Genomic DNA, 26,264 nt, shown 5'->3' with positions numbered 1-26,264 from the left:
GTTTCACGTGAAACGGTGCTGAAGGCGGGTCGGTGGAATCGGTGAGCGGAGATGCTGAGATGGCGACGGACAGTGCGGCGGCCGACGGTGTTCCGGAGGGGCTGAGCGAGGCTCCGCCGGCGGCTCGGGAGATCTTCGGTGCGCGGTTCGCCGCGGCGGAGCGCTATGCCGAGCTGCTGGCGACCGCGGGGGTGCAGCGCGGGCTGATCGGGCCTCGGGAGGTGCCCCGGCTCTGGGACCGCCATGTGCTCAACTGCGCGGTGTTGGCGGAGCTGCTGCCGGAGGGTGCCACGCTCTGCGATGTGGGCTCGGGTGCGGGTCTGCCGGGGATCCCGGTGGCGCTGGTCCGCCCGGACGTCTCGGTGACGCTGCTGGAGCCGCTGCTGCGGCGCACCACCTTCCTCGAGGAGGTGGTCAGGGAGCTCGGCCTGGACAACGTCACCGTGCTGCGTGGGCGCGCCGAGGAGATGGTCGGCAAGATCGCGGTGGACATCGTCACGGCCCGGGCGGTGGCTCCGCTGGACCGGCTGGCCGGCTGGGGGCTGCCGTTGCTGCGGCCGTACGGGCAGATGCTGGCGCTCAAGGGCGACAGCGCGGAGCAGGAGCTGACCGAATCGCGCTCGGCGCTGACCCGGCTCGGCGCGGTGGAGTGCTCGGTGATCCCGGTGGGGGAGAGCGCGCTGGGCGCTGCCACCCGGGTGGTGCAGGTGAAGGTTGGTGAAAGTCCGGGCGGCGTCAAGGCTGCGACCCGGCGGGCGAAGGCGGCCCGGGCCGGCCGAGCGGGCCGACCGGCGGAGGCCGGCCGTGCCGCTCCGCGCCGTCGGCGCTGACAGGCTCCTTGAAGAGGCCCAGGTCGCGAGTACGCGACCTGGGCCTCTTGGCTTGTTCGGAGTGTCGCACCGTCAGATTTGCGACAATACGGGCATCGTGTTTCACGTGAAACGTCGCTCCCTGCTTTCTGGAATCCTTGGTCGCAGCCGGGCGGTGACTGTTGCCGCTCCGGTTTCACGTGAAACACTGACCCCCATGCAGGACTCGGAGACCATCGGCCAGATCGATGACACCCCCATCGCGAGAGCGGCGCAGGCCGCCGTGCGGGCCATGGGGAGGGCGGGTGAGGGGCTCCCCCGGCCGCCGGCGACCCGCGTGATCGTGGTGGCCAATCAGAAGGGCGGGGTGGGGAAGACCACCAGCACCGTCAACATGGCGGCCGCGTTGGCCATGCACGGCCTGCGCGTCCTGGTGATCGACCTCGACCCGCAGGGCAACGCTTCCACCGCGCTGGGCATCGACCACCACGCGGAGGTGCCGTCGATCTACGACGTCCTGGTGGAGGGCAAGCCGCTGGCCGATGTGGTCCAGCCGGTGGTGGATGTCGAGGGCCTCTTCTGCGTCCCGGCCACCATCGACCTGGCCGGCGCGGAGATCGAGCTGGTCTCGCTGGTGGCCCGGGAGAGCAGGCTGCAGCGGGCCATCGCGGCCTATGAGCAGCCGCTGGACTACATCCTGATCGACTGCCCGCCCTCGCTCGGCCTACTGACGGTCAATGCGCTGGTGGCCGGTCAGGAGGTGCTGATCCCGATCCAGTGCGAGTACTACGCGCTGGAGGGCCTGGGGCAGCTGCTGCGCAACGTGGAGCTGGTGCGAGCGCACCTCAACCCGACGCTGCATGTCTCGACCATTCTGCTCACCATGTACGACGCCCGGACCAGGCTGGCTTCCCAGGTCGCCGATGAGGTACGCAATCACTTCGCCTCGGAGGTGCTGCGGACCGCTATCCCGCGATCGGTCCGGATCTCCGAGGCACCGAGCTACGGTCAGACCGTGCTCACCTACGACCCGGGTTCCACCGGGGCGCTCTCCTACCTGGATGCCGCCCGCGAGCTGGCTCTGCGGGCGGCGGGTCTGGAGACGCCGACCTCCGCGGTGGAGCAGGCGGCCGCGGACGCTCTGGGAGCGGTGGGCAAGCACCGGCACACGATCGGCACGCAGGCGGCGCCGATGGCACAGCACAGCACGATGGAGGGCAACCGTTGAGTGGTCGCAGGGGTCTGGGAAAAGGGCTCGGGGCGCTGATCCCGCCGGGCAGCGCGACCGGTGCGGCGGGTGGAACGGCGACGGTGGCTCCGGCACGCTCCGGCCAGCCGGGTGGCGCGCTGCTGGCGCCCGGGGCGGTGTCGCCCAGCGCGATGCCCGTTCTGCCGTCGGGGCGCGGCACGGTGGCGGCCAAGGCCGCGGAGAGCGCCAGAGAGGCGGTCGCCGAGCTGGCGCCGGTCGAGGGCGCGCGTTTCGCCGAGCTCCCCTTGGACAGCATCACGCCCAACCCGCGCCAGCCGCGTGAGGTCTTCGACGCGGACAAGCTGGCCGAGCTGGTCGCCTCCATCAAGGAGGTGGGCCTGCTGCAGCCGGTGGTGGTGCGTCAGGTCGGGGTCGACCGCTTTGAGCTGATCATGGGCGAGCGGCGTTGGCGGGCCTCCCGCGAGGCCGGCCTGGAGCAGATTCCCGCGATCATCCGGGCCACCGATGACGACAAGCTGCTGCTGGACGCGCTGCTGGAGAACCTGCACCGCGCCGAGTTGAACCCGCTGGAGGAGGCGGCCGCCTACGACCAGCTGCTGCGCGACTTCTCCTGCACGCATGACGAGCTGGCCGAGCGGATCGGGCGATCGCGCTCCCATGTCTCCAATACCCTGCGGCTGCTGCGGCTCTCCGCGACGGTGCAGCGGCGGGTTGCCGTCGGGGTGCTGACGGCAGGTCACGCCCGCGCGCTGCTGGGTGTCCCGGACAGTGAGCAGCAGGATCAGCTGGCGCGCCGGATCATCGCGGAGGGGCTCTCGGTGCGGACCACCGAGGAGATCGTCGCGGTGCTCGGCCATGAGGAGAAGCCGCAGCGTCCGGTCGGCCCGAAGGCCGGCAAGCTGCTGTCGCCGGCCTTCAACGATCTGGCCGGCCGACTCTCCGACCGCTTCGAAACCCGGGTCAAGGTCGAGGTCTCCCAGCGCAACGGGAAGCTGGGCAAGGGCAAGGTGGTCCTGGAGTTCGCTTCGGTGGAGGACCTCAACCGGATCCTCGACAGCCTGGCCCCGGGAGAGGGCGGCCTGCGGCTCTCCCCGAGCTGAGCCTTGGAGTGCCGGGAAGCCAAGCATCGTGGGTGCATGTTTCACGTGAAACATGCACCCACAGCCGTCTGTGCGGAAACTCCGCGCGGTGAGTCCTGGGGCGTGGGGTCCCTGGGTAGGAACCGAACGAGGAGGTGTGGTGCATGGGACGCAGAATCGCTCCCCTGACCCTGGACAACGTGGCCGACCTGCCCGGGCCCTGCCGCTCCTGCGTGTTCTGGGAGCTGGACCCGGTCAGCGGGCGGGAAGCGGTGGAGGCGGGCAAGCCGGAGCTGGAGAAGGAGGGGTGGATCTCGGCTGTCCTGCTGGAGTGGGGCTCCTGCGGGCGGATCGTCTATGTGGACGAGGAGCCGGCCGGATTCGTGCTCTACGCTCCCCCGGCCTATGTCCCCCGATCCCAGTCGTTTCCGACCAGTCCGGTCTCACCTGACGCTGTTCAGCTGATGATCAGCCGGGTCGTGCCCGGCTTCCAGCGGCAGGGGCTGGGGCGGGTGCTGGTGCAGACCGTGGCCAAGGATCTGCTGGGGCGCGGCGTCAAGGCGATCGAGGCCTTCGGGGTGGCCGGTAGCGAGCGGCCCGGCTGTCTGCTGCCGGCTGATCATCTGCTGGCGGTGGGGTTCAAGACGGTCCGACCGCATCACCGCTATCCGCGGTTGCGACTGGAGGCCCGCTCCACGCTCTCCTGGAAGGGCGATGTCGAGGGGGCACTGGAGCGCCTGCTCGGGGGAGCGCGCAAGGAGCCCGCGCTGCGACCGTTCTGACGCAGCGGCGGTGGACCGGCTGCGGACATGCCGGGAGGCGGGTCCGTATGCGGACCCGCCTCCCGGTCGGCTGCTCTCAGGGGCGATGCCTCGGAGCGTTCAGAGCGTTCAGAGCGTGATGATCCCGTCGAGGTCGCGCAGGATCATGCCCTTCGGACGGGCGCCGACGATGGTCTTCACGACCTCGCCGCCCTGGTAGACATTGAGCGTCGGGATGGAGATGACCGCGTACTTCGCGGCGATCTCCGGGTTCTCATCTATGTTGATCTTGGCGATGGTCAGCTGGTCGCCGTACTCGCCGGCGATGGTCTCCAGGACCGGCGCGACCTGCTTGCACGGACCGCACCAGGGCGCCCAGAAGTCCACCAGAACGGGCTTCTCGCTCTGGAGAACCTCGGCGTCGAAGGTCTCATCGGTCACGGTGATGATGGCGTCGGACACGGAAACTCCTCTAGGTCGCATGCGCGGGTGCGCATGGACTGACAACAACGAAGGGGAGAGTTCTGTTTCACGGATCCAGGTGAAGGTTTCACGTGAAACAGAACTCCGGTGGAGCAGGTCAGGCAGAGAGCAGGTCAGGCAGAGAGCAGGTCAGGCGGAGAACAGGTCAGGCAGAGATCTGGGCGGTCGCCTTGGTCTCCTGGTCGGCCAGGTGGGCCAGGTAGCGCTCGGCGTCCAGCGCGGCGGAGCAGCCGGTGCCGGCCGCCGTGATCGCCTGGCGGTAGGTGTGGTCGACCACGTCGCCGGCGCCGAAGACACCGGTCAGGTTGGTGCGGGTGGAGGGGGCCTCGACCTTGAGGTAGCCCTCGGCGTCCAGCTCCAGCTGGCCGGTGAAGAGCTCCGTGCGCGGGTCGTGGCCGATCGCGATGAAGAGACCGGTGATCGGCAGCTCGCGCAGCTCGCCGGTGGTGGTGTCGCGCAGGGTCACCCCGGTGAGCTTGGGGTCGCCGTGGATGGCCTCGACCGCGCTGTCCCACGCGAAGGAGATCTTCGGGTCGGCGAAGGCGCGCTCCTGCATGGCCTTGGAGGCACGCAGGCTGTCACGGCGGTGGATGACCGTGACGCTCTTGGCGAAGCGGGAGAGGAAGGTGGCCTCCTCCAGGGCGGTGTCGCCGCCGCCGACCACGGCGATGTCCTGGTCGCGGAAGAAGAAACCGTCACAGGTGGCGCACCAGGAGACGCCGCGCCCGGAGAGCGCGTCCTCGCGGGGGAGGCCGAGCTTGCGGTGCTGGGAGCCGGTGGTGACGATCACCGCGTGGGCGCGGTGGACGACGCCCTCGGAGTCGGTGACAGTCTTGATGTCGCCGGTGAGGTCGACCTCGACGATGTCGTCGGGGACCAGCTCGGCGCCGAACCGCTCGGCCTGGGCCCGCATGTTGTCCATCAGCTCGGGGCCCATGATGCCGTCCCGGAAGCCGGGGAAGTTCTCGACCTCGGTGGTGTTCATCAGTGCACCGCCGGCCGTCACCGCGCCCTCGAAGACGAGGGGGTTCAGGGAGGCCCGCGCGGTGTAGAGCGCTGCCGTGTACCCGGCCGGGCCGGAGCCGATGATGATCACGTTACGGACGTCGCTCACTACATCTCCTGGTTCGCATCGCGACCCGCGCTAGCGGGCAGGGGCAGCGGTCATGATCCGCCGCCCGGGACAACGACTCACCAGTGTCCCGCATTCCCAGCCCCCGCCGCGCCGATGCCCACCGGATGGATGTGGGACAGGGGTGGCAGGGGTGCTTCAGTGGGCCGGCACCACCTGGTGCAGCTCGACGGCGGCGGGAGCCGCGCCGGCGTGCAGTGCGCAGCCGGCGTCGAGCAGGTAGACGTCCAGGTGGCTCGGGTCGGCGGCGATCGGGAAGACGTAGACGTCCACCGGCGTGCTGGCATAGCTGCCGTGCCCGACGGCGAGCGGGGAGTCACCGGCGTCGCTGCCGACCGCCGACCGCACGCACGCCGGGAGCTGAGTGGTGGGGGTGGCGTCCTGCGTCTGGCTGGTGGCGTGCGGGACGCTCTTGCCGGGGCCGGAGGACTGGTCGGCCAGCAGCTGCCGGACCTGGGCGGGGAGCCGGTCCGCGCTGTAGAGCGTGCCGCTCTCGGCCTGCTGGGCCGAGCCTCCCGGCGCCGTGCCGGTGACCGCCGCGGCGTTGCGGTCCGCCGCGCTCCCGCTCGGGCCGGCCGCAGTGCCGGACTCGAGCAGGGCGGCCCCCAGACCGAGCACGGCGAGGCAGCCCGCGGTGGCCAGCAGCAGCCGGGCCCGGCGGCGGAAGGCCGGGCGGCCGGGCCGGGAGTGCCGGTCGGTCCGGGTGGGCGGTGCGGCGGGTGCGGCCCGCCCGGCCGGACGCGGCTGCGGCCCAGCCGTCGCAGCGGCCTCGGTGACCTCGGTGGCCCTGGCGGCCTCGGCGGCCAGTGCGGCGTCGAGCCGCAGCGCGACGTCCACCGGCATGGCCGGCGGCTCGTCGGCGCCGAGCAGGTCGGTGAGCTCGCTCAGTGCCGTCAGGGTGTCGGAGCACTCCTGGCAGCCGGCCAGGTGCGCGCGCACGGCAGCGGCCTCGGCGGGGGCGAGCAGCTCCTCGTGCAGGTCGGCGAGCCGATCCACGGAGGGGTGGGACGCGCCTGCAGCGGCCTCGACGGGTTCGGGTGCCTGGTACGTCATCGGTGCGTCGCATCTCCTTCCAGGCTCAGCTGTTGGACGGGGACGGCGGGACCCCTCGATGGGACGGAGCCGGAGCCCGCTGGGTTCCCCGGTGGCGGGCGGGTCGATGTTTCACGTGAAACATCGCCGCCGCGCAGATGGCGGACGAGCGGCAGCAGGCGGGCCCGACCGCGGGCGCAGCGGCTCTTGACCGTACCGACCGGCACCCCGAGCACCTCGGCCGCTTCAGCGACCGGATAGCCCTGCATGTCCACCAGGACGATGGCGGCGCGCTGGTCGGTCGGCAGGGTGTCGAGCGCGACCGCCAGTTCCCGGCGCAGCTCCTGGCGGACCACCAGGGCGTCGGTGGACTCCGCATTGCCGACCAGGGTGTCCAGCTGCTGCGGGTCCTCGTCCAGCGAGCCGGTGCGGCGACTGGCGGTGCGACGGGCGCGGTCGAGGCAGGCGTTGACCACTATCCGGTGCAGCCAGGTGGTGACGGCGGAGCGGCCCTGGAAGGTGTGTGCGGCACGGAAGGCGGAGACCAGCGCGTCCTGGAGCGCGTCGGCGGCCTCCTCGCGGTCGCCGAGAGTGCGCACGGCCACCGCCCAGAGGCGGTCGCGGTGGCGCTGCACCAGCAGGCCGAAGGCCGCCTGATCGCCCGCGACGTGCCGGGCCAGCAGCTCCGCGTCGTTCGGCTCGCCGGCCTCGGACAGCTGCTGCTGCGGTGACTGCGCCATCTGCTATCCCTCTCTGCCGCTCGGGCCGCCCGCCGGCTTCGCGGAACGGGACGCCTAGCCGGCGACCTTGATCTCGGCGACCTGGCCCTGATATCCGCCGGCCCCATCATTGGGGAGGCTGGTCAACCAGATCAAGAGGTAGCGGGTGTGGACCGGTGCGCTGGGCCGGAAGTCGGCCGTGGCGCCGGTGCTGGTGGCGAGCGCGGCGCCGAAGTCGGTGAACTGCGTGGGCGCGGTGGCGGCGGTGCCGCTGGGCACCCGCAGCTCCGCCGTGGTGTCGCCGCCGGCGAACTGCACGGAGACCTCGCTGACCGAGGCCACCGAGCCCAGGTCCACCAGCAGACCGGTGCCGTGCCCGAGGGTCGGCAGGTTGTCGCGGTAGGTCTCGGTGTGCCAGGCGGTGCTGGGGTTGTTGTCGTAGGTGAAGGGCAACTGGTCGGGGTGCATCGGCCCGCTGCCCATCGGGTTGAACGAGGTGACGCCGGCGATGGTCAGCGGCTTGGTCGGAGCGGCCGGTGAGACGGCGGACGGGGTGGGCGAGCCGGCGATGCCGGTGACCCCGAGGGCCTGCTTCTGGCCGCCGCCGAGCTGGCTCGCGAGGTGCCAGGAGCCGTAGCCGATCGCGGCCAGCAGGACCACCGAGACGGTCCACTTGAGCATGCGCTTGCTGCCTCGCCGCCGGGCGGACGGGGTGGCGCCCGGCTCCAGGCGCACCGGCGCGGGCCAGCCGGCGGTGTGCAGGGCGGTGGTGTGCTGGCCGGCCGCCGGGCGGGCGGGGTTCGGGCGGGTGACTGCCGGGCGGGGCTCGCGGCTGGTCCGGGCGGCCACCGGCTCGGGCACCGAGTAGCGCGGCGGGGCGAGCCCCGGCTGCGCGGGATCGGGCAGGGGCTGGCGGATCCTGGGCAGCAGGGCGATCGCCTTGGCCAGCTCGGCCGGGGTGGTGATCGGCTCCAGGTGGTGCGGCGGCGGGTCGCACAGAGCACGGGCGGCGAGGTCGGACAGACCGCGGTGGATGCCGGCCCGGACCTGGTCGGGCGGCACGCAGCCGAGGCTCTTGGGCAGGCCCTGGAGGTCGTAGCGGTCCTCGGGGTAGGGCCAGCGGTGCGTCAGCGAGGCGTAGAGCAGCACACCGATCGCGCGGGTGTCGACGAGCTCGGCGTCCTCGTCCGGCAGCCCGCGCAGCGCGGCGTCCACGGCGACGCCGTTGATCCGGTACTGGCCGGTGTCGGTGCGCAGCACGCAGCGCGGGGTGAGCCGCAGGTGCGAGCGGCCGCTGCGGTGCGCGGCGGCGACGGCCTCGGTCACCTGGCGGACCATCTGGTAAGCGTCGTACGGCTCCAACGGGCCGGAGGCGAGCAGCGTGGCCAGGTCGGTGGCGTCCGGCAGCCACTCCCGGATCACGTAGACCAGCTCGCCCTCCTGGACCGCGTCGAGCACCTGGACGAAGCGCGGGTCGCCCAGCAGGGCCGCGGAACGGGCGGCAGCCAGCACATCCTGGGCCCGGCGGTGGCCGGCCGCCAGCAGGTGCACGCCGACGGCGCGGCGGAGCTTCTCGTCCACCGCTCGCCAGCTGCTGAAGACCGTCGACTGGGAGGTGCACTCCTCGAGCCGGTAGCGGTCGGCGATCTTGTCGCCGCTGTGCCGCTGCGGCACCGGGAGGTCGTCGGGGAGTCCGGCGGGCGCCGAGTCCTCGGCTACCGCCTCCGCCGCCGGCTCGTCCACGGGCTCGGCCGAGACCTCGTCGGAGATCTCGTCCGAGGTCTCGGCCGCGGGGTCCTCCGGCGTCGGCCCGGCGTCCTCGTCCTTGTCCTTGTCGGCGTCCTCGTCGGTGGCCGCAGCCGCGCGGCCGGTCAGCTCGGCGGCGATCTCGGAGGCGGAGAGCGGTGCCGTCACCTCGGGCTCCTCCTCGGCCGCTGACGTGTCGACGACTGCCTTGGTGCCATCAGCCACCGTCGTCCTGCCTCCCCTTGTATCGCCCGGTCCGGTGCCCTGGTCGCCCCGGCCCTCGGGAGAGCGGTCGTACGAGGACCCGGGTCTGCAGACCAAGTCGTTCGATGACAATTGTGCCCACTCTTCCCACCCGGGTACGACCGGTGAGGCAGCCAACTGGTTGCGCTTAGGTGCCGATCGGATCAGTGGGTGGACGAACTGAGGCGAGGTCAGCGTCCGAGTCGGCTGCGGACCATGCCGATCATCGCGTTGAGTTCCTCGATCCGCAGCCTGCGGGCCAGCGCTGTGAAGACCGCCACCTGCACCGCCGCGGCGACCAGCACGGTGACCACACTGCCCAGCCAGCCGTGCAGCAGGCCGGTCAGCGCGGTGGCGACCAGAAACCCTGACAGCGCGGCGGGCAGGCAGGCGATCGCCAGCCGGGCGTAGGTCTTGGCGATCCGTCCGGTGTCCAGCCCGCCGATCCGCTGCTTGAGCTTGGGCAGCGCCACCGCCACGCCGACCGCGTAGGAGGCACCATAGCCCAGCGCCATCCCGGTGACGGCCCACTGGGCGGGCAGCAGCAGGTAGCAGAGCACCGCGGTGCCGGCCTGCGCGACCGCCACCCAGACGGTGTTGGAGAACGGCGTCCGGGTGTCCTCGTAGGCGTAGAAGCCGCGCAGCAGGACGTACTGCACCGAGTAGGGGATCAGGCCCAGCGCGAAGGCGGAGAGCATGAAGCCGACCGCGGTGGTGCCGTGCGCGACGCTGCCGCCGTTGCCCAGGCCGTAGATCGCGCTGCCGATCTGCGGACCGAGCGCCAGGAAGAGGAAGGCGGCCGGGACGATGGCGACGGCCGAGGTGCGCAGCCCGTACGACAGGTCGTCGCGGACGGCGCCGGCGTCCCCGTCGGCCGCCGAGCGGGAGAGCCGGGGCAGCACCGCGCTCATCACCGAGACGGTGATCACCGCCATCGGCAGCTGCCAGATCAGCAGCGCGTTGGAGTAGGCCGCCAGCCCCACCCCGAGGTGGCCGGCCGACTCGGCCGCGCTGCCCGCCGCGGTGGCGAGCTGGGTGACCACCAGGTAGCCGGCCTGGTTGGCCAGTACGAAGAGGAAGGTCCACTTGGCCAGCCGGGCGGCCTTGCCGAGACCGTGCCCGCGCCAGTCGAAGCGCGGGCGGAAGGCGAAGCCGGCGGCCCGCAGGTACGGAATCATCGCCAGCGCCTGGACGGTGAGGCCCAGCAGGGTGCCGATGCCCAGCAGCCGCAGCCCCTCGGGGGAGATGCTCTCGGGGGTGACCCGGCTGCTCTGGAAGGCGCCGAAGACCCAGAGGTACATCCCGAAGGTGAAGATCACCACGACGTTGTTGAGGACCGGGGTCCACATCATGGCGCCGAAGCGGCCGCGGGCGTTCAGGATCTGACCCATCACCACATGGATGCCCATGAAGAAGATGGTCGGCAGGCAGTAGCGGGCCAGCGTCACCGTGGTGTCCGCGCTGGCCGGGTTGCGCATCAGCGAGTGCGAGATCAGCTGGACCAGCAGTGGAGCGGCCAGCACGGCGACGAACGCCACCCCGGCCAGGCCCACCATCACCAGGGTGAGCAGGCGGTTGGCGTAGGCGGTGCCGCCGTCCTCGTCCTGCTTCATGCTGCGGACCAGCTGCGGGACGAAGACGGCGTTCAGGGCGCCGCCGCCGATCAGGATGTAGAGCAGGGTGGGCAGCGTGTTGGCCGCCGAGTAGGAGTCGCCCATCGTGCCGACGCCGATCGCGGCGGCGATGACCATCGTGCGCAGGAAGCCGGTGCCCCGGGAGACCAGGGTGCCGGCGGCCATCACCGCGCTGGAGTTGAGCAGCCCGGCGACCTTGCCGCCGGACTCCTGCGCGGCGTCCGGGTCGTCGGGCCCGTCCGCGAGCAGGTTGTCTGCGGCGGGCAGCTCGGCGGCGGGGACCGGATCGCCGGGGGGCTCCGGGAGGCGCAGGTCGGCCTCCTCGGCGCTGAGCGGCGGGTCGAACTCGATCACCGGGACGAATGGCTTCTCCGGCGGCGCCGGGGGCGTGCCCTCCGAGGCGCCCGCGTGGGCGGCGCCGACTCCGCTGAGCAGGGCGTCCACGCCGACGTACTCGGCGCTGTCGCCGTCCTTGCGGTCCTCGCCGCTCGACTTGGCGGCCGCGGTGGCCATCAGGGCGGCCGCGCGGCCGGCCCAGCGCGAGGCCGGCACGGCGGCCGGCTCCGCCAAGGCCTCGACGGCGCTTGCCTCGACGACGGATGGCTCGACGACGGATGGCTCGTCAGGCCGGGCGGCGGGTGCGGGCGGCTCGTCGGCGGTGCGGTCGTACGGTCCTGGCCCGCCGACGGTGGGGTAGGGGTCGGCGGCGAACGGATCCTGGGCGTAGGTGTCGGCCAGGTACCAGTCCTGCTCGTCGCCGGGTGCTGCCGGGCCGGGTGCGTTGTCGGTCCGGCCCCGTCCGCGTTCCTGGCCCTGTACTCGCTCGTCCCGCGGCCCGCTCATGCCACCTCTTCGCTGTCCGGGTCCGGCCGCGCGGGCACTCCGGCGGCCTCGGACCGGTCGGCCGACGCCGGGCGGACGGTGGTGCCGCCCGCCTGCGGTGGACCGGCTCGGTCCCAGAGACCTACTGTCTCATCACCGCCCGCCCGATCCCGGCTTTCGACGCGGCTGCCGGCCGCCCGATCGCCGCCGCCAGCGGCTGTCAGGCAGGCTCAGATCCTCGTGGCGCCTGACGGGGCGTCCACTCCATCGGGGAGGGTCAGCGGGGCGTCCGGGTCCTCGGGCTCCTCGGTGCGCTTCTTGCGCTTCAGGTAGATCCGCAGCCCGGCCAGCAGCACCAGCAGCCCGCCAGAGCCGACCACCCACCACACGCCGCTGGGCACCTGGGTGACGTCGACGTTGAACCGCACCTCCGAGCCGTACGGCTGGGCGTCGGGGCCGACCGTCCACAGCTGCGCGGTCATCGGGACCTCGCCGTTGCCCTTGGCCTGGGCGGTGAACCGGATCGAGGTGCTCTGCCCAGGGCCCAGCACGATCGACGACGGCTCGCTGACGTTCAGCCGGTTCGGCTGCTTGGAGGTGAGCCGCAGCTGGAGGTTGAGCACCGTCTGGGTGAGGTCGTTCTTGACGCTGACCTGCAGCAGCCCGGAATCACCGGCGAGAGTGACGACCCTGCTCTTGGGCGCGATGGCCACGGCGTTCGTCAGCTGGGCCAGGTACTCCTGGGTGTTGGTGCGGAAGTCCTGGCCGGCCTTCTGCTGGGTGCGCCACTCGGTGGAGACCGAGCGGAGCATCGCGGCGCTGAACGGGCTGCTGACCCGCTGCGGGAGGGTCAGGATCCGCGCCAGCTGGTCGACGTGCGGCTGCATCTCGGAGACCGCCCCGAGATCCCCGGTCGACAGCTCGGTCGTGCGCAGCCAGCCGGGGTAGGACCCGCCGGACGGCACCGAGGTGTCCGCCTTGGGATCGGCCGGCGCCGCCGCCACGGTGTCCAGGGTGGCCGTGGCGGCCCACTTGCCGTCCTGGGCGGCCTGCAGGGAGGTGGCCAGCGTCTGCGCGGTCGCGGCGGTCAGCTCGCGCGGCGGCATCACCAGCAGGTTGCGCTGGCTGTTCGGCTGCTCCAGGGTCACCGCCAGGGTCTCGGCGAGGAACCGCTGCTCCGCGGCGACCTTGCTCGACGCATTGGACAGGTCGCTCTGGAAGAGCCCGGAGATGGTGGCGTCGGCGACCACCCCGGTCTGGCCGTTGCCGATCGGCCGGGCGGCGTTCGGGGTGTGCTTGAGCGAGGAGGAGGACTCCGGCATGCTCACGCCGTTCACCAGGACCACCGAGTCACCCATCCGCTGGGCGGCGGCGGCGGTCGGCTGGTCGAGGTAGCCCAGGTAGGGCCACGCGACATCGTCCGTGACGTCCGTGGAGAGCCGGCCCTCGACGGTGACCTTGCCCGCCGTGTGGGCCTTGCCGATCGCGGTGTCCAGGCCGCTGAGCCCGGCGCCGTTGTGCGCGATCGAGGCGAGGTCGGGGTCGGCGTAGGGCAGCGCGACCACCTGCGAGCCACCCGTGGCGACCGCGCTGCGCAGCGCGGCGAGCCAGGCGGTGGCCACCGCCTGGCCGGTGCCCGCGGTGGTGTTGGCGGCCTTGGCCGGGTCGCCGCCGTGCCCGGGTTGCGGCATCTGCACCCGGTAGGGCTTGGTCATCGCGAAGACGGTGTCCAGCAGCTCCGGGTCGATCACCCAGGTCAGCGAGGGGATCTTGGCCCCGATCGACACCAGCTGGCCGAGCCGGCCGTTCGGTCCCAGGTCGGCGGCGAGGCTGTCGTCGCGCAGCACCGGGGTCTGGTCCGTGTCGGTGGTCTGGGCCACCATCTCCGGGGCGTGGGTGAGAGGCCAGAGCGTGGCGATCTTGGTGGGCTGGATGTCCTTGGCGTCCGGGAGGTACGGCAGCACGGTGCGGGCGATGCCCACCACCTGGTCGTTGTCGTCCTGGACGTCCACCGCCAGCTCGTAGACACCGCCGCTCTGGTCGAGCTTCAGGTCGCCCATCTGCACGGTGAGCTGGAACGGGGCCGAGGCACCGGGCGCCAGATCGTTCAGCTGGACGGGCTGCGCCTCGGTCAGCTCCTTGCCGTCGGCGGCGGTCGGGCCGGTCCTGGCCAGCGTTGTGGCGATGTCGCTGCGGGTGGCCAGCGGCTGCTTGCCGCGGCCCAGCTCCAGCGCGACATGCGGGTGGCTGATCGTGCCGGAGCCGCTGTTGGCCACCAGGCCGGAGACGACCAGGGCGCCACTGGCACCGGGCGCCGTCGGTTGGACGCCGGTGATGGCCACGACCACCGGGGTGTCGGAGTTGGCGGCCAGGGCGGGCGGGGCGGCCGTGACCCCCAGCAGGGCCATCGCACAGCCGGCGGCCAGTGTGCCCAGCGCGAACCGGGCGCTTCGCCCCGGCCTGCCGCCCGACCTGCGGGGACTTCCCGTGTGCCGTGCTGGCTCACCCACGCGCTTCGCCCTCGCCGTTCCGGTTCGCTGTCGTCATCGTCCACGTCGCGCGGCGGTGTTCCGCGCTGTCCTGGTGCTGTCCCGCTCGGCCGCCGCAGGATGCCACCGTGCGCCGTTTCGAACGGCTCGCGGTGCCGCGCCGGGTTTTCCCCACCCGCATGGTAACGACGTTGGCGGGCCCGCAGTGTTGCGGGCCTTGGGATGAGCGGCGGCGGGGGTGCGGGATAAACCTGCGGGCGGGAGGGGAGCTCGGCCACGTAGGCTTGTGTGCCGTGTCCCACGCCAATGATTCCAGTGCCGAGATCCCCCTTTCCGCTGCCGACGCGACGGCCCTGCCAGGGCTGAGCGCGGCCCAGACGCGCGGCCTCCAGGAGCTGCTCCGGGTCTCCCCGGTGGCGGACGAGATCGCCCGACGCTTCCAGGCGGCCGGCTTCCGGCTGGCCCTGGTGGGCGGATCGGTACGGGACGCGCTGCTCGGCCGGCTCGGGAACGACCTGGACTTCACCACCGACGCCCGGCCCAAGCAGGTACTCAAGCTGGTCAACGGCTGGGCGGACGCGGTCTGGGACGTCGGCATCGCCTTCGGCACGGTCGGCGCCCGCAAGGACACCACCGACGGCAGCTTTCTGATCGAGATCACCACCTACCGCTCCGAGGCGTACGACCGCACCTCGCGCAAGCCCGAGGTCACCTACGGCGACACCATCGACCAGGATCTGGTCCGCCGGGACTTCACCGTGAACGCGATGGCGGTGGACCTGCCCGGCCGCGGCTTCGTCGATCCGCACCACGGCCTGGACGACCTGGAGGCCCGGGTGCTGCGCACGCCGGCCACGCCCGAGGAGTCCTTCTCCGACGACCCGCTGCGGATGATGCGGGCCGCGCGCTTCGCCGCCCAGCTCGACTTCACGCCCGCCCCCGAGGTGATCGCGGCGATGACCGCGATGGCCGAGCGGATCACCATCGTCTCGGCCGAGCGGGTCCAGGCCGAGCTGAACAAGCTGCTGCTCTCCGACCACCCGGTGAAGGGCCTGCGGCTGCTGGTCGAGACCGGCCTGGCCGGCTTCGTGCTGCCCGAGCTGCCGGCCCTGCAGCTGGAGGCCGACGAGCACCACCGGCACAAGGACGTCTACGAGCACTCGCTGACGGTGCTGGAGCAGGCCATCGCGCTGGAGCAGGACGGTCCGGACCTGACCCTGCGGCTGGCCGCGCTGCTGCACGACATCGGCAAGCCGCGCACCCGCCGCTTCGAGTCGGACGGGCGCGTCTCCTTCCACCACCACGAGGTCGTCGGCGCCAAGATGACCCGCAAGCGGATGCGGGAGCTGAAGTACTCCAAGGAGCTGGTCGAGGACGTCGCGCAGCTGGTCGAACTGCATCTGCGCTTCCACGGCTACGGCGGCGGTGAGTGGACCGACTCCGCCGTCCGGCGCTATGTGACCGACGCCGGGCCGCTGCTGGAGCGGCTGCACGCGCTGACCCGCTCGGACTGCACGACCCGCAACCGCAAGAAGGCCGCCACCCTGTCGCGCACCTACGACGGCCTGGAGCAGCGGATCGCCGAGCTGAAGGAGCGGGAGGAGCTGGACGCCATCCGCCCGGCGCTGGACGGCAACCAGATCATGGAGCTGCTGGAGCTGAAGCCCGGGCCGCAGGTGGGCAAGGCCTACAAGCACCTGCTGGAGCTGCGTCTTGAGCACGGCCCGATGGAGCACGAGGAGGCGGTGGCCGCGCTGAAGGCGTGGTGGGCCGCCGAGCAGCAGGCGTAGCACCGAGCCGGTGGCCCCTCGCTCGACGGGCCACCGGCTCAGCGCCGGCCGGGGCTCACGGGTTGGGCGCCAGGCAGAGCACGAAGCTCTTGTCGCCCTCGTCGCGGGTGTACCAGCTGTTCGCGGTCGGGTACTGCTGCTGGCAGGCGGTGGATCCGTCGCTGGTCCCGGAGATCCGGCCGACCACCTTGTACTCGGCGGTGGGGTCGCTGCAGGGCAGCACCTCGATGACCGGGTCGGGGTCGTCGGTGCCGGTGCTCTGGTGCTCGTTGTGCAGGCAGTCGCCGGCCTGGGCGGTGAGCACGCCGCCGGGGCTGGTGCTGGCAGGGCCGGTGCTGGCGGGCCCGGAGTCGGTGGGCGTGCTGACCGGGGGCTGCGAGGAGCTCAGGGTTGGAACGGCGGTCGCGGGCGCGTTCGAGTAGAACGCGAACTGCGCGATCGCCAGCACCAGGATGAGCAGCAGCGGCAGGACCGGCACGACCAGCATGAAGATCGCCCCGCGCTTGGTCAGCGGCATGCCCGGGTCCGGCTGCGGGCCGTGTGTGCCGGGGGCGGGTGGTGGCAGCTGGCGGATCTTCGCGTACGCGGCGCGGTTGCGCAGCAGCGCGATGAGGGTGAAGACCGACGAGAAGTAGCCCCACCAGCCGCGCAGCAGGGTCTGCTGCGACATGTCGCGGACCGTCGCGGTGCCGCAGACCAGGCAGTACGGCCCGGGCTGGCGCAGGAACCGCATCACCAGGATCATCCCGCGGTGGCCGTGCACGGTGACGTCGGCGGCGGGGAAGCCGCCGCAGATCCGGCAGGTCGGCCCGCCCGGCGTGCCGCCCTGGTAGCCGTAGGCGTAGCCGCTCGGTGCCGGCGCGGCCGGGTAGCCGTACGGGCTCGGCTGCTGGTAGCCGGGCGGAGGCGGGGCCGGGTAGCCGTACCCGGGCGCCGGCGGGTAGCCGCCCGGAGCCGGCGGCGGCACCGGCCCGGCGTACGGATTCGGTACCGGCGGCCCCTGCGGGGCGTACGGGTTCGGCGGTGGGTACGGAGTGCTCACGAGGACTTCCCAGGACGTGGCCCGACGGGACAGTGACGTACCCTAGCGAGTCCCGCTGACCGCCCGGTTCCCTAGTCCGTTCCCTGGAGCACTAGTTGGCGGACGGAGGAGTTCGCCGGCAGGCCCGGGCGTAGAGCGCCGCGCTGAGCGCGTACAGCAGGGCGACCCCGACCATCAGCGGCACCGAGCGCCCGTTCAGCGGCAGCACCAGCGCGCTCACCCCGGCGGCGGCGACGAAGGCCACGTTGAAGAGCACGTCGTACAGCGCGAAGACGCGGCCCCGGTAGTCGTCCTCGACGACGTGCTGCACGATCGTGTCGGCGCAGATCTTGCTGCCCTGGGTCACCACCCCGAGCAGCAGCGCGGCCACCATCGCCGGGCCCTCGGCGAACAGGAGGCCGAGCGCGGGGACGAAGACCGCGGCCGAGCCGAGGCAGGCGACCATCCAGCCGGTCAGTCCGAGCCGGCGGGTGAACCACGGGCTCACCACGGCCGCCAGGAAGAAGCCGACGGCCGAGAAGCCGAGCGCGGTGCCCAGCGTGGCCAGTCCGCCCTTGCTGTCGCCGGGGTCGTTGAAGGTGTAGCGGGAGAGCATCAGCACCACGACGATCAGCACCCCGTAGCAGAACCGCGCCGCGGTGACCGCCGCCAGCGCGTGCACCGCCGGCCGGCCGTCCCGGACCAGGTGGCGGATGCCCTCCGCCAGCGAGTGTCCGGCCTGGCCGAGCGCCGCGCGCAGGCCGGGGCGGTCGGGGTGGTGCTCGGGCCCCAGCAGCTCCGGCTCCATCCGCTGCGCGGCCAGCGCGGCGCTGAGGTAGAGCGCGGCGGCGATGGTCACCAGCGCGGCGTCCGCCTTCTGACCCGGTGGCAGCACCTGGTGGAAGAGGAAGCCGATGCCGCCGCCGGCCGCGGCCGCGACGGTGCCCAGGGTGGGGGAGACGGCGTTGGCGGTGACCAGCTGGGCCGGTTCGACGACCCGCGGCAGTGCGGCCGAGAGCCCGGCCAGGATGAACCGGTTGAGCGCGGTGACCAGCAGGGCTGCCCCGAAGAAGAGCCATTCGGGTGCGCGGCCGAGCAGGAGTCCGGCGGTGATCAGGCCCAGGCCGAAGCGGGCGAGGTTGCCGAGGAAGAGCACCTGCCGTCGGCGCCAGCGGTCCAGCAGGACCCCGGCGAACGGGCCGATCACGGAGAACGGGAGCAGCAGCACCGCCAGCATCGAGGCGATATCGGCCGGACTGGACTGCCGTTCCGGCGAGAAGATCACGTACGAGGCCAGTGAGACCTGGAAGACCCCGTCAGAGAGCTGGGAGAGCAGCCGCGCACTGAGCAGCCGGCGGAAGTCGCGGGTCCGGAGCAGCCCGCGGAGCGTGGCGTGGCCGGTGGGCTTGGTGCGGGGGGCCGGAGCGGGCCTTCTGGTGATCGCCACCCGCTCAGAGTGTCATGACTACGGCCGATGTTTCACGTGAAACATCGGCCGTAGTCACTAACGAGCAGTCAGCGCTCAGCGCCGAGCCAGGACAATCGCGAACTGAGCTTCGCTCAGCGCTCGACCTCGCCCTTGATGAACTTCTCGACGTTGTCACGAGCCTCGTCGTCGAAGTACTGCACCGGCGGGGACTTCATGAAGTACGAGGACGCCGACAGGATCGGGCCACCGATGCCACGGTCCAGCGCGATCTTCGCGGCACGCACCGCGTCGATGATGACGCCGGCCGAGTTCGGGGAGTCCCAGACCTCGAGCTTGTACTCAAGGCTCAGCGGAACGTCACCGAAGGCACGACCCTCAAGGCGGACGAAGGCCCACTTGCGGTCGTCGAGCCACTGGACGTAGTCCGACGGGCCGATGTGGACGTTCTTGGCGCCCAGCTCGCGGTCGACGATCTGCGAGGTGACGGCCTGCGTCTTCGAGATCTTCTTGGACTCCAGGCGCTCGCGCTCGAGCATGTTCTTGAAGTCCATGTTGCCGCCGACGTTCAGCTGCATGGTGCGCTCCAGCAGGACACCGCGGTCCTCGAAGAGCTTCGCCATCACGCGGTGCGTGATGGTGGCGCCGACCTGCGACTTGATGTCGTCACCGACGATCGGCACGCCGGCCTCGGTGAACTTGTCCGCCCACTCCTTGGTGCCCGCGATGAACACCGGCAGGGCGTTGACGAAGCCGACCTTGGCGTCGATGGCGCACTGCGCGTAGAACTTGGCGGCGACCTCGGAACCCACCGGCAGGTAGCAGACCATGACGTCGACCCGCTGGTCCTTGAGGACCTGCACGATGTCGACCGCAGCCTCGTCGGACTCCTCGATGGTCTCCCGGTAGTACTTGCCCAGGCCGTCGAGGGTGTGACCACGCTGCACGGTGATGCCGGTCGGCGGCACGTCGCAGATCTTGATGGTGTTGTTCTCGCTGGCGCCGATGGCGTGCGCCAGGTCCTGGCCCACCTTCTTGGCGTCGACGTCGAACGCGGCGACGAACTCCACGTCGGAGACGTGGTACTCGCCGAACTGCACGTGCATCAGCCCGGGGACCTTGCCGGCCGGGTCGGCGTCCTTGTAGTACTCGACACCCTGCACCAGCGACGCGGCGCAGTTGCCGACGCCCACGATGGCTACGCGAACCGAACCCATTCCGGTTGCTCCCTGTTCTCGTGAGGCTCGCCGGAGACCGACGATCCTCGTCCTGCTTCTCATCTGACTGTCTGACGGGCGCGCTGCGCCCACTTCCGCCGCGTGGCTCAGGGCAGACGCGGTGGCGGCACTCCTAGAAGGAGCGCCCCGGGCGGTCGTACGGTGGCCGCGGCGGATCCGGGGATCCGTCCTCGTCGCCACGGCCGTCCGAAGACTGTGGTGTTCCGGTGCCTCCCGGCGGCGCGGTGTTGCGCCCGCTCCGGTTGGCCCGTTCGGTCTCGATCAGCTCGTTCAGCCAGCGGACCTCGCGCTCCACCGACTCCAAGCCGTGCCGCTGCAGTTCGAGCGTGTAGTCGTCGAACCGCTCGCGGGTGCGGGCGATCGAGCTGCGCATCCGCTCCAGCCGCTCCTCCAGCCGACTGCGGCGGCCCTCCAGGACGCGCATCCGCACGGCCCGGTCGGTCTGACCGAAGAAGGCGAAGTGCACCCCGAAGTGCTCGTCCTCCCAGGCGTCCGGGCCGGAGTCGGCGAGCAGTTCCTCGAAGCGCTCCTTGCCCTCGGAGGAGAGCCGGTAGACGATCTTCGAGCGCTTGCCGTTCAGCGCGGTGGCGGGGACGTACTCGGTGTCCGGGTTGTCCTCGACCAGCGAACCCTGGGCGACCAGGTTCTTCAGGCAGGGGTAGAGCGTGCCATAGGAGAAGGCACGAAACGAGCCCAGCAGCACGTTGAGACGCTTGCGCAGCTCGTAGCCGTGCATCGGAGCGTCGTGCAGCAGGCCGAGAACGGCGAACTCCAGCACTCCTGAGCGCCTGCTCACGCTGTCCGGCCTCCTCTCGCGCTCCTGGGCCCCTGCCGGGAGCCTGCGGTATCTCGTTGCACCTCGCCAGCACTATATGCCGTTGCGATGTATCGACTCGATATATCGAGAACGATAGGCCGAGGTCACGATTGGGGCAAGAGGGGCACGGGTGAAAGGGATCACAAGAGCTCCGGAAGGCCGTTCGAACCGCAGGTCGAGGCCAACTCGGGGGGTCTTGGCAACGGGGATGTAATGATCTGGGGTTGTTTTGCGGTGATAAGTACCTGATGCCCGATTAGTCAACGTTTCAGGATGCGTACGCTGTCGCGTGTGCACGAGGACCACCACCGGGGCGCGGCCGTACACAAGGCCTAGGGCGGTTGCGGGCATTGGAAGGGGAACCTGTCTTCAGGCGCCCGTGCCTGGCCTAGGAGTTACTGGACAATGAGTGAACACCGGCGCAGGTCGTCCAACTCGGGCGGCGGCGAAGAACCACCCGAGGGACAGCACGGCGGACAGCCGTACGCCTACGGCACTCCGCCGCAGGGCACGCCGTCCTATGACACCCCTGGGCGCCCCAGGGCCGGCCGTCCCGGAGCACCGGGCGGTCCCAGAGGCGTTCGGCAGACCTCCCAGCAGCCCCGGCTGACCCGGGCCGAGATGCGCAAGGCCACCCAGAAGGGCGGCCGCAAGGGCGCGGGCGATCCGGCCGGCGGCGCCGCGAAGCCGCCCGGCAAGAAGCGCTTCATCGACTACCCGCGCTGGGGAAAGAGCGGCGTCCGCCGCTGGCTGCCGTCCTGGCGGCAGTGCCTGACGATCTTCCTGGTGTTCTTCGGCAGCGGGGTCGCGGCCATCGGCGTCACCTACGCGATGACGGTGATCCCCAACGCCAATGACCTGATCAAGGACCAGAACAGCATCTACTACTGGGCCGACGGCTCGGAGATGACCCGCAAGGGCGACACCAACCGGCAGATCGTCCCGCTCTCCCAGATCAGCCCCAACGTCCAGAACGCCGTCATCGCCGCCGAGAACGAGACCTTCAAGACCGACAGCGGCATCGACCCCCAGGGCATCGCCCGCGCTGTCTACAACATGGCGACCGGCGGACCGACCCAGGGTGGCTCGACGATCACCCAGCAGTATGTGAAGAACGCCTACCTGAGCCAGGACCAGACGCTGAGCCGCAAGCTCAGCGAGTTCTTCATCACACTGAAGATCAATCAGAAACTCTCCAAGGACCAGATCCTGGAGGGCTACCTGAACACCAGCTACTTCGGTCGCGGCTCCGGCATCCAGGCCGCCGCCCAGGCCTACTACGGCGTCAACGCCAGTGACCTGAACGTCTGCCAGAGCGCGATGCTGGCCGGCCTGCTCAAGGGCGCCGCCGACTACGACCCCAGCCTCAGCAAGGCCAACCTGGTCCGTGAGACGGCGCGCTGGAACTACGTCCTCGACCGGATGGTGGTCGGCCACACGCTGAGCGCGGCGGACCGCGCCAAGTGCAACGTGTTCCCGATGCCGATCCCGAACAAGACCGCGACCGCCATGAACGGCGAGATCGGCTACCTGGTCGACACCGCCAACAAGTACATGGAGGCCCAGGACCCGACGATCACCGACGCCTCGCTGGCGATCGGCGGTTACCGGATCTACACCACCTTCCAGAAGGACAAGGTCGACGAGCTCAAGGCAGCCGTCGACCAGATCAGCGCCGCCAACCTGGACCCCGCCAAGCGGCCCACCACGGACACCAACGTCCAGGTCGGCGCGGCCTCGGTGGTGCCCGGTGACGGTGCGATCGTGGCCATCTACGGCGGCCCCGGCTACGACCAGAACCACTTCGTCAACAACGCCGACGCCTCCGGCGTCCCGGTCGGCTCGACCTTCAAGCCCTTCGTGCTGGCCACCGCCATGCAGGTCGGCGTGCTGACCCAGACCGGCGCGGACGGCAAGCCCACCCGGATCAACGAGGACAGCCGCTACAGCGGCGCCGACATGAGCACCATCCGCAAGCCGGACGGCTCGCTCGTGCTCGACGCCAACAACAAGCCGTTCCGGCAGAAGAACGACGACCCCGGCGACCCGGGCTTCGTGACGCTGCGCAAGGCCATGGAACAGTCCATGAACGTGCCGTACGTGCAGCTCGGCGAGGATGTCGGCGGCACGAACGTGATGGCGCTGGCCGAGAAGATGGGTCTGAAGAAGGAGAGCTTCTCCGACCCGAACACGGCCTCCTTCGCGATCGGTACCTCCACCCCGAGCGCGATCCGGATGGCCTCGGCCTACTCGGTCTTCGCCGCGCGCGGTCAGCAGACCGACCCGTACTCGGTGACCAAGGTCGAGCTCAACGGTGTGGCCAGGCCGGCCTTCACCAAGCCGACCCCCAAGCCGGTGCTCGACCAGGCGGTCGCCGACAACATCACCGACGTCCTGCAGGGCGTGGTGCTGCGAGGCACCGGCACCAAGGCCCAGGCGGTCGGCCGTCCGATCGCCGGCAAGACCGGTACCACCGACAAGGGCGTCTCCGCCTGGTTCGACGGCTACACCCCGCAGCTGGCCACCGCGGTCAGCATGTTCCGCGAGGACCCGAGCAACCCCGCGCTGCTCTCGCTGACCGGCACCGGCGGCGCGGTCGGCGGCTTCTACGGCGGTAACCTCCCGACCGAGATCTTCGCCCAGTACATGAAGGCCGCACTGGCGAACACCCCGGTGGTGGACTTCCCGGCGCCGGAACCGATCAACACCGAGGTCGACTCCTCGGGCGCGCCGAGCACCGCCTCGCCCTCGCCCTCCACCTCGGCGACCAACACGGCCACGGCTCCCACCAGCGCCCCGGCGGCCCCGGTCACCAGTGCTCCGTCCCAGCCGCAGCCCGGCGATTCGGGTACCGTGACGGGCTCCCCCTCCGCACCCAGCAGCCCGGGCGCCAGCTGCGACCCCGCGCAGTCGCTCTTCGGCTGCGGTCCGACGGGCTTCCCGCCGCCGTCCAAGCCAGGCCACGGTCATTCGAGCCCCCCGCCGCCTACCGGCGGGGGGACCGCGCCCGCCTCACCGGGCGGCGGACTGCTCAACTAGGACCGGCCGTGGCGGCCCCGCACTTCGGTGCGGGGCCGCCACGGCCGTCTGCGGCGGACGGCTCGCGGGGTCCTTCTCGTCCGGATCACCGTCGTGCGGCAGTATGTCCGCCATGACGTCCATCGCGCGTGACGAAGCCACCGGTCCCGAGGCAGCGGCCGCGGCCGCTGCCGTGGAGGGGCCGTTGCCCAACACCGTGGTCGTCCCCGCGGACGAGGACCCGGTCGCGGCGGCCGGCAGCGAGCTCCTCGGCGGCCCGCCCGGTCGGCGGGCCCTGCTGGGCGTCTCCTGGTGGATCCCGGCCCGGGTCCTGGCGCTCTTCACCGTGGTCACCTACGTGCTGGGCATGGTTCAGAAGCTGCCCTGCTACACCAGCGGCTGGTTCTTCGGCGCCACCGCCCAGTACACCCACGCCTGCTACAGCGACATCCCGCACCTGTACTCCGCGCGCGGCTTCGCCGACGGCCTGCACCCGTATCTGGACATGCTGCCGCAGCCGACGCCGGACATGAAGTTCCTTGAGTACCCGGTACTGACCGGGGGCTTCATGCAGATCGCCGCCTGGCTCACCCCGCACGGTGGTCTGATCCAGGACCGCGAGCGCTGGTTCTGGATGGCCAACGCCGGGATGCTGCTGATCTGCGCGGTGGTCACCGCGATCGCGCTCTCCCGCACCCACCGCCGCCGCCCCTGGGACGCGCTGCTCTTCGCCCTCGCGCCCTGCCTGGCGCTGGACGCCACGATCAACTGGGACCTGCTGGCGGTCGCGCTGACCGCGGTGGCGATGGCGTACTGGGCGAACAGCCGCACCGTCTGGGCCGGCATCTTCATCGGTCTGGCCACCGCCGCCAAGCTCTACCCGCTGCTGCTGCTCGGCCCGCTGCTGGTGCTCTGCTGGCGGGCCGGCCGCTGGCGGGCCTTCTGGCAGGCGACCAGCGGCGCGGTCGGCGCCTGGCTGCTCGTCAACGTCCCGATCATGATCGCCAGCTGGGACGGCTGGGTCACCTTCTACACCTTCAGTCAGAGCCGCAAGGAGGACTTCGGGTCCTTCTGGATGATCCTGATGCAGGACCGCAACGCGTCGCTGGACGGCCTCAACAACTGGATCGCCGGGCTGCTGATCGCCTGCTTCCTGGGCATCGGCTGGCTCGCCCTGTCGGCCCCGCGCCGTCCGCGCTACGCCCAGCTGGTCTTCCTGGCAGTTGCCGCCTTCGTCGTCACCAACAAGGTCTACTCGCCGCAGTACGTGCTCTGGCTGATCCCGCTGGCGGCGCTGGCCCGGCCGCGCTGGCGCGACTTCCTGATCTGGCAGGCCTGCGAGGTGCTGTACTTCCTGGGCATCTGGTCCTACCTGGCCTACACCGGCGACTCCAAGCAGCACGGCATCGGCCAGGACTGGTACCACTTCGCGATCATGCTGCACCTGGTCGGCACGCTCTACCTGTGCGCCATGGTGATCCGCGACATCCTGCGCCCGGACCGCGACCCGGTCCGCTGGGACGGCAGTGACGACCCGTCGGGCGGCGTGCTCGACCTGGCCCCGGACCGGTTCGTGATCGGCACCGCCGCCCGACTGCGCGAGGCGCAGTCCTACGCCGCGTACGCGCCGATGAGCCGGGAGGACTGGCTGGCGGACAGCCGGTCCGAGGAGCTGGACCAGGTGGACTGGGCCGCCGAGGAGCCCGTCCCCGAGGACTCCTAGCGGTCGGTCACCCGGTCGAAGTGCGTCGTGGTGTGGCGCACATTGACGGGCAGCTCGTCGCCCAGGGCCGGCGGCTTGCCGTCGCCGGGCAGGAACAGGATGCTCACCTGCATGTGCGGCGGCTCGGCGAACCAGAGCTGGCGTCCGGCCCACTGGTAGGGCGAGAGCGTCCGGTTGACGGTGGCGAGGCCCGCGCGGGCGATGCCCTTGGCGCGCGGCACCAGCCCGTGCACGTACTTCGGCGCCTCCATCCCGACGCCGTGCGCGGTGCCGCCGGAGACCACCAGCAGGTGGCCGTCGGCGGGGGCCTTGTGCTGGCGGTAGCCGTAGCGCTCGCCCTTGACGACCGGCGTCACGTCCAGCACCGTCGCCCGGGCCTCCAGGGCGACGATGTCGCCCAGCCAGAGCCGGGTGCCGATCCGCGAGCGGAACCGCGTGTGCGGGTGGCGCACCGTCAGCCAGGCCACCCCGTGGGCGCTCAGGTGGCTCAGATAGACGGTGTCGACGGGCAGGCCGGCCGCGGCGATCGCCTGCACCCAGGCGGAGACCTCGACGGCCGGGTCGGAGCCGTCCGGCCGGTCCAGCGGCAGGTGCAGCGCGAAGCCCTCGAAGGTGACGTCGTCGACGGCCCGCGCCAGGTGGACCAGATCCCCGGGGGCGATCCCGTGCCGGCGCATGCTGGTCATGCACTCCACCACCACCCGGGCGCCGGGCAGCGCCCTGGCCGCCTCCACGCTCGCCACCGTGCGCAGCACCCGGGACGGTAGCGCCGGTCCGTCCTCGCCGATCCGGTACGGCGTCAGCACCAGCAGCTCGCCCTCGAACCGGCCGAGCGCCCCGGCGGCCTCGGCCGCGGTGCCGACCGCCAGCAGCGGGGCGCCCAGCAGGGCGGCCTCCTGGGCCAGCCGGTCGTTGCCCAGACCGTAGCCGTTGCCCTTGGCCACCGGGACCAGCCCGGGGAACTCGGCGACCAGCGCGTGCTGATGCGCCCGCCAGCGGTCGGTGTCCACGTACAGCGACAGAGTCATCGAGCTCTCCCGAGGTGGTGCTTCTCGTGCAGGTGGTGCGGGAA

19 protein-coding genes are annotated in these 26,264 nt (G+C 71.4%); 7 read left to right on the top strand and 12 right to left on the bottom strand.

Features of this window, described 5'->3' with window-relative positions:
* The first annotated feature begins 59 nt into the window (after positions 1 to 59).
* The 4 genes from rsmG to P3T34_RS20590 all read left to right on the top strand — a co-directional run bounded on the left by rsmG (position 60) and on the right by P3T34_RS20590 (position 3,880).
* Complete coding sequence (gene rsmG, locus P3T34_RS20605) at positions 60 to 830, top strand: 16S rRNA (guanine(527)-N(7))-methyltransferase RsmG (RefSeq protein WP_280667501.1); 771 nt, start codon at positions 60 to 62, stop codon at positions 828 to 830.
* Between the two features lie 223 nt (positions 831 to 1,053).
* A complete protein-coding gene (locus P3T34_RS20600) occupies positions 1,054 to 2,037 on the top strand; it encodes a ParA family protein (protein ID WP_280672257.1) in 984 nt (327 codons plus the stop codon).
* Positions 2,034 to 3,119 carry a ParB/RepB/Spo0J family partition protein gene (locus P3T34_RS20595; protein ID WP_280667500.1) on the top strand — a complete coding sequence of 362 codons (1,086 nt, stop codon included), beginning with the start codon at positions 2,034 to 2,036 and terminating at the stop codon, positions 3,117 to 3,119. The genes P3T34_RS20600 and P3T34_RS20595 overlap by 4 nt, the downstream gene beginning before the upstream one ends.
* Before the next feature lie 143 nt (positions 3,120 to 3,262).
* Positions 3,263 to 3,880: a GNAT family N-acetyltransferase gene (locus P3T34_RS20590; RefSeq protein WP_280667499.1), complete on the top strand. Its 618-nt coding sequence runs from the start codon at positions 3,263 to 3,265 to the stop codon at positions 3,878 to 3,880.
* Between the two features lie 108 nt (positions 3,881 to 3,988).
* Here P3T34_RS20590 and trxA read toward each other — a convergent pair whose 3' ends face one another.
* The 7 genes from trxA to P3T34_RS20555 form a co-directional block, all read right to left on the bottom strand.
* Positions 3,989 to 4,321, bottom strand: a complete 333-nt coding sequence (trxA, locus tag P3T34_RS20585) for a thioredoxin (protein ID WP_280667498.1) — start codon at positions 4,319 to 4,321, stop codon at positions 3,989 to 3,991.
* A 166-nt stretch (positions 4,322 to 4,487) separates the two neighbouring features.
* The gene (trxB, locus tag P3T34_RS20580) at positions 4,488 to 5,456 is read right to left on the bottom strand and encodes a thioredoxin-disulfide reductase (protein WP_280667497.1); all 969 of its coding nucleotides are present in this window, start codon (positions 5,454 to 5,456) and stop codon (positions 4,488 to 4,490) included.
* 156 nt (positions 5,457 to 5,612) lie between these two features.
* Complete coding sequence (locus P3T34_RS20575) at positions 5,613 to 6,527, bottom strand: zf-HC2 domain-containing protein (RefSeq protein ID WP_280667496.1); 915 nt, start codon at positions 6,525 to 6,527, stop codon at positions 5,613 to 5,615.
* The gene (gene sigM, locus P3T34_RS20570; RefSeq protein ID WP_280667495.1) at positions 6,524 to 7,246 is read right to left on the bottom strand and encodes an RNA polymerase sigma factor SigM; all 723 of its coding nucleotides are present in this window, start codon (positions 7,244 to 7,246) and stop codon (positions 6,524 to 6,526) included. The genes P3T34_RS20575 and sigM overlap by 4 nt, the downstream gene beginning before the upstream one ends.
* Before the next feature lie 54 nt (positions 7,247 to 7,300).
* The gene (locus P3T34_RS20565) at positions 7,301 to 9,196 is read right to left on the bottom strand and encodes a serine/threonine protein kinase (RefSeq protein WP_280667494.1); all 1,896 of its coding nucleotides are present in this window, start codon (positions 9,194 to 9,196) and stop codon (positions 7,301 to 7,303) included.
* Between the two features lie 209 nt (positions 9,197 to 9,405).
* Positions 9,406 to 11,691 carry a murein biosynthesis integral membrane protein MurJ gene (gene murJ / locus P3T34_RS20560; RefSeq protein WP_280667493.1) on the bottom strand — a complete coding sequence of 762 codons (2,286 nt, stop codon included), beginning with the start codon at positions 11,689 to 11,691 and terminating at the stop codon, positions 9,406 to 9,408.
* A 209-nt stretch (positions 11,692 to 11,900) separates the two neighbouring features.
* Positions 11,901 to 14,180 (bottom strand): DUF6049 family protein, encoded by a 2,280-nt coding sequence (locus P3T34_RS20555; protein WP_280667492.1) that lies wholly within the window; start codon positions 14,178 to 14,180, stop codon positions 11,901 to 11,903.
* Between the two features lie 341 nt (positions 14,181 to 14,521).
* Between P3T34_RS20555 and P3T34_RS20550 the strand changes: the two genes are divergently transcribed.
* The gene (locus tag P3T34_RS20550) at positions 14,522 to 15,949 is read left to right on the top strand and encodes a CCA tRNA nucleotidyltransferase (RefSeq protein WP_280672255.1); all 1,428 of its coding nucleotides are present in this window, start codon (positions 14,522 to 14,524) and stop codon (positions 15,947 to 15,949) included.
* Positions 15,950 to 16,004: 55 nt separating this feature from the next.
* Here P3T34_RS20550 and P3T34_RS20545 read toward each other — a convergent pair whose 3' ends face one another.
* The 4 genes from P3T34_RS20545 to P3T34_RS20530 form a co-directional block, all read right to left on the bottom strand.
* Entirely contained in the window at positions 16,005 to 16,991 is a 987-nt protein-coding gene (locus P3T34_RS20545) for a hypothetical protein (RefSeq protein WP_280667491.1), read from the bottom strand.
* 91 nt (positions 16,992 to 17,082) lie between these two features.
* Positions 17,083 to 18,417 (bottom strand): MFS transporter, encoded by a 1,335-nt coding sequence (locus P3T34_RS20540; protein WP_280667490.1) that lies wholly within the window; start codon positions 18,415 to 18,417, stop codon positions 17,083 to 17,085.
* Positions 18,418 to 18,530: 113 nt separating this feature from the next.
* On the bottom strand, positions 18,531 to 19,613 hold the full coding sequence (locus P3T34_RS20535) for an inositol-3-phosphate synthase (protein WP_280667489.1): 1,083 nt from the start codon (positions 19,611 to 19,613) through the stop codon (positions 18,531 to 18,533).
* A gap of 133 nt (positions 19,614 to 19,746) precedes the next feature.
* On the bottom strand, positions 19,747 to 20,430 hold the full coding sequence (locus P3T34_RS20530; protein ID WP_280667488.1) for a PadR family transcriptional regulator: 684 nt from the start codon (positions 20,428 to 20,430) through the stop codon (positions 19,747 to 19,749).
* A 426-nt stretch (positions 20,431 to 20,856) separates the two neighbouring features.
* On the opposite strand from P3T34_RS20530, the gene P3T34_RS20525 reads away from it, so the two are divergent.
* On the top strand, positions 20,857 to 23,490 hold the full coding sequence (locus tag P3T34_RS20525) for a transglycosylase domain-containing protein (protein ID WP_280667487.1): 2,634 nt from the start codon (positions 20,857 to 20,859) through the stop codon (positions 23,488 to 23,490).
* 112 nt (positions 23,491 to 23,602) lie between these two features.
* On the top strand, positions 23,603 to 25,192 hold the full coding sequence (locus tag P3T34_RS20520) for a glycosyltransferase 87 family protein (RefSeq protein WP_280667486.1): 1,590 nt from the start codon (positions 23,603 to 23,605) through the stop codon (positions 25,190 to 25,192).
* On the opposite strand, the gene P3T34_RS20515 is transcribed toward P3T34_RS20520, so the two are convergent.
* Positions 25,189 to 26,220, bottom strand: a complete 1,032-nt coding sequence (locus P3T34_RS20515) for an alanine racemase (RefSeq protein ID WP_280667485.1) — start codon at positions 26,218 to 26,220, stop codon at positions 25,189 to 25,191. The two genes, P3T34_RS20520 and P3T34_RS20515, sit on opposite strands and share 4 nt — an antisense overlap.
* Positions 26,221 to 26,264: the final 44 nt, after the last annotated feature.

This window comes from Kitasatospora sp. MAP12-44, assembly GCF_029892095.1.
Taxonomy (GTDB): domain Bacteria; phylum Actinomycetota; class Actinomycetes; order Streptomycetales; family Streptomycetaceae; genus Kitasatospora.
This window is presented reverse-complemented; position numbering and strand designations above follow the sequence as displayed.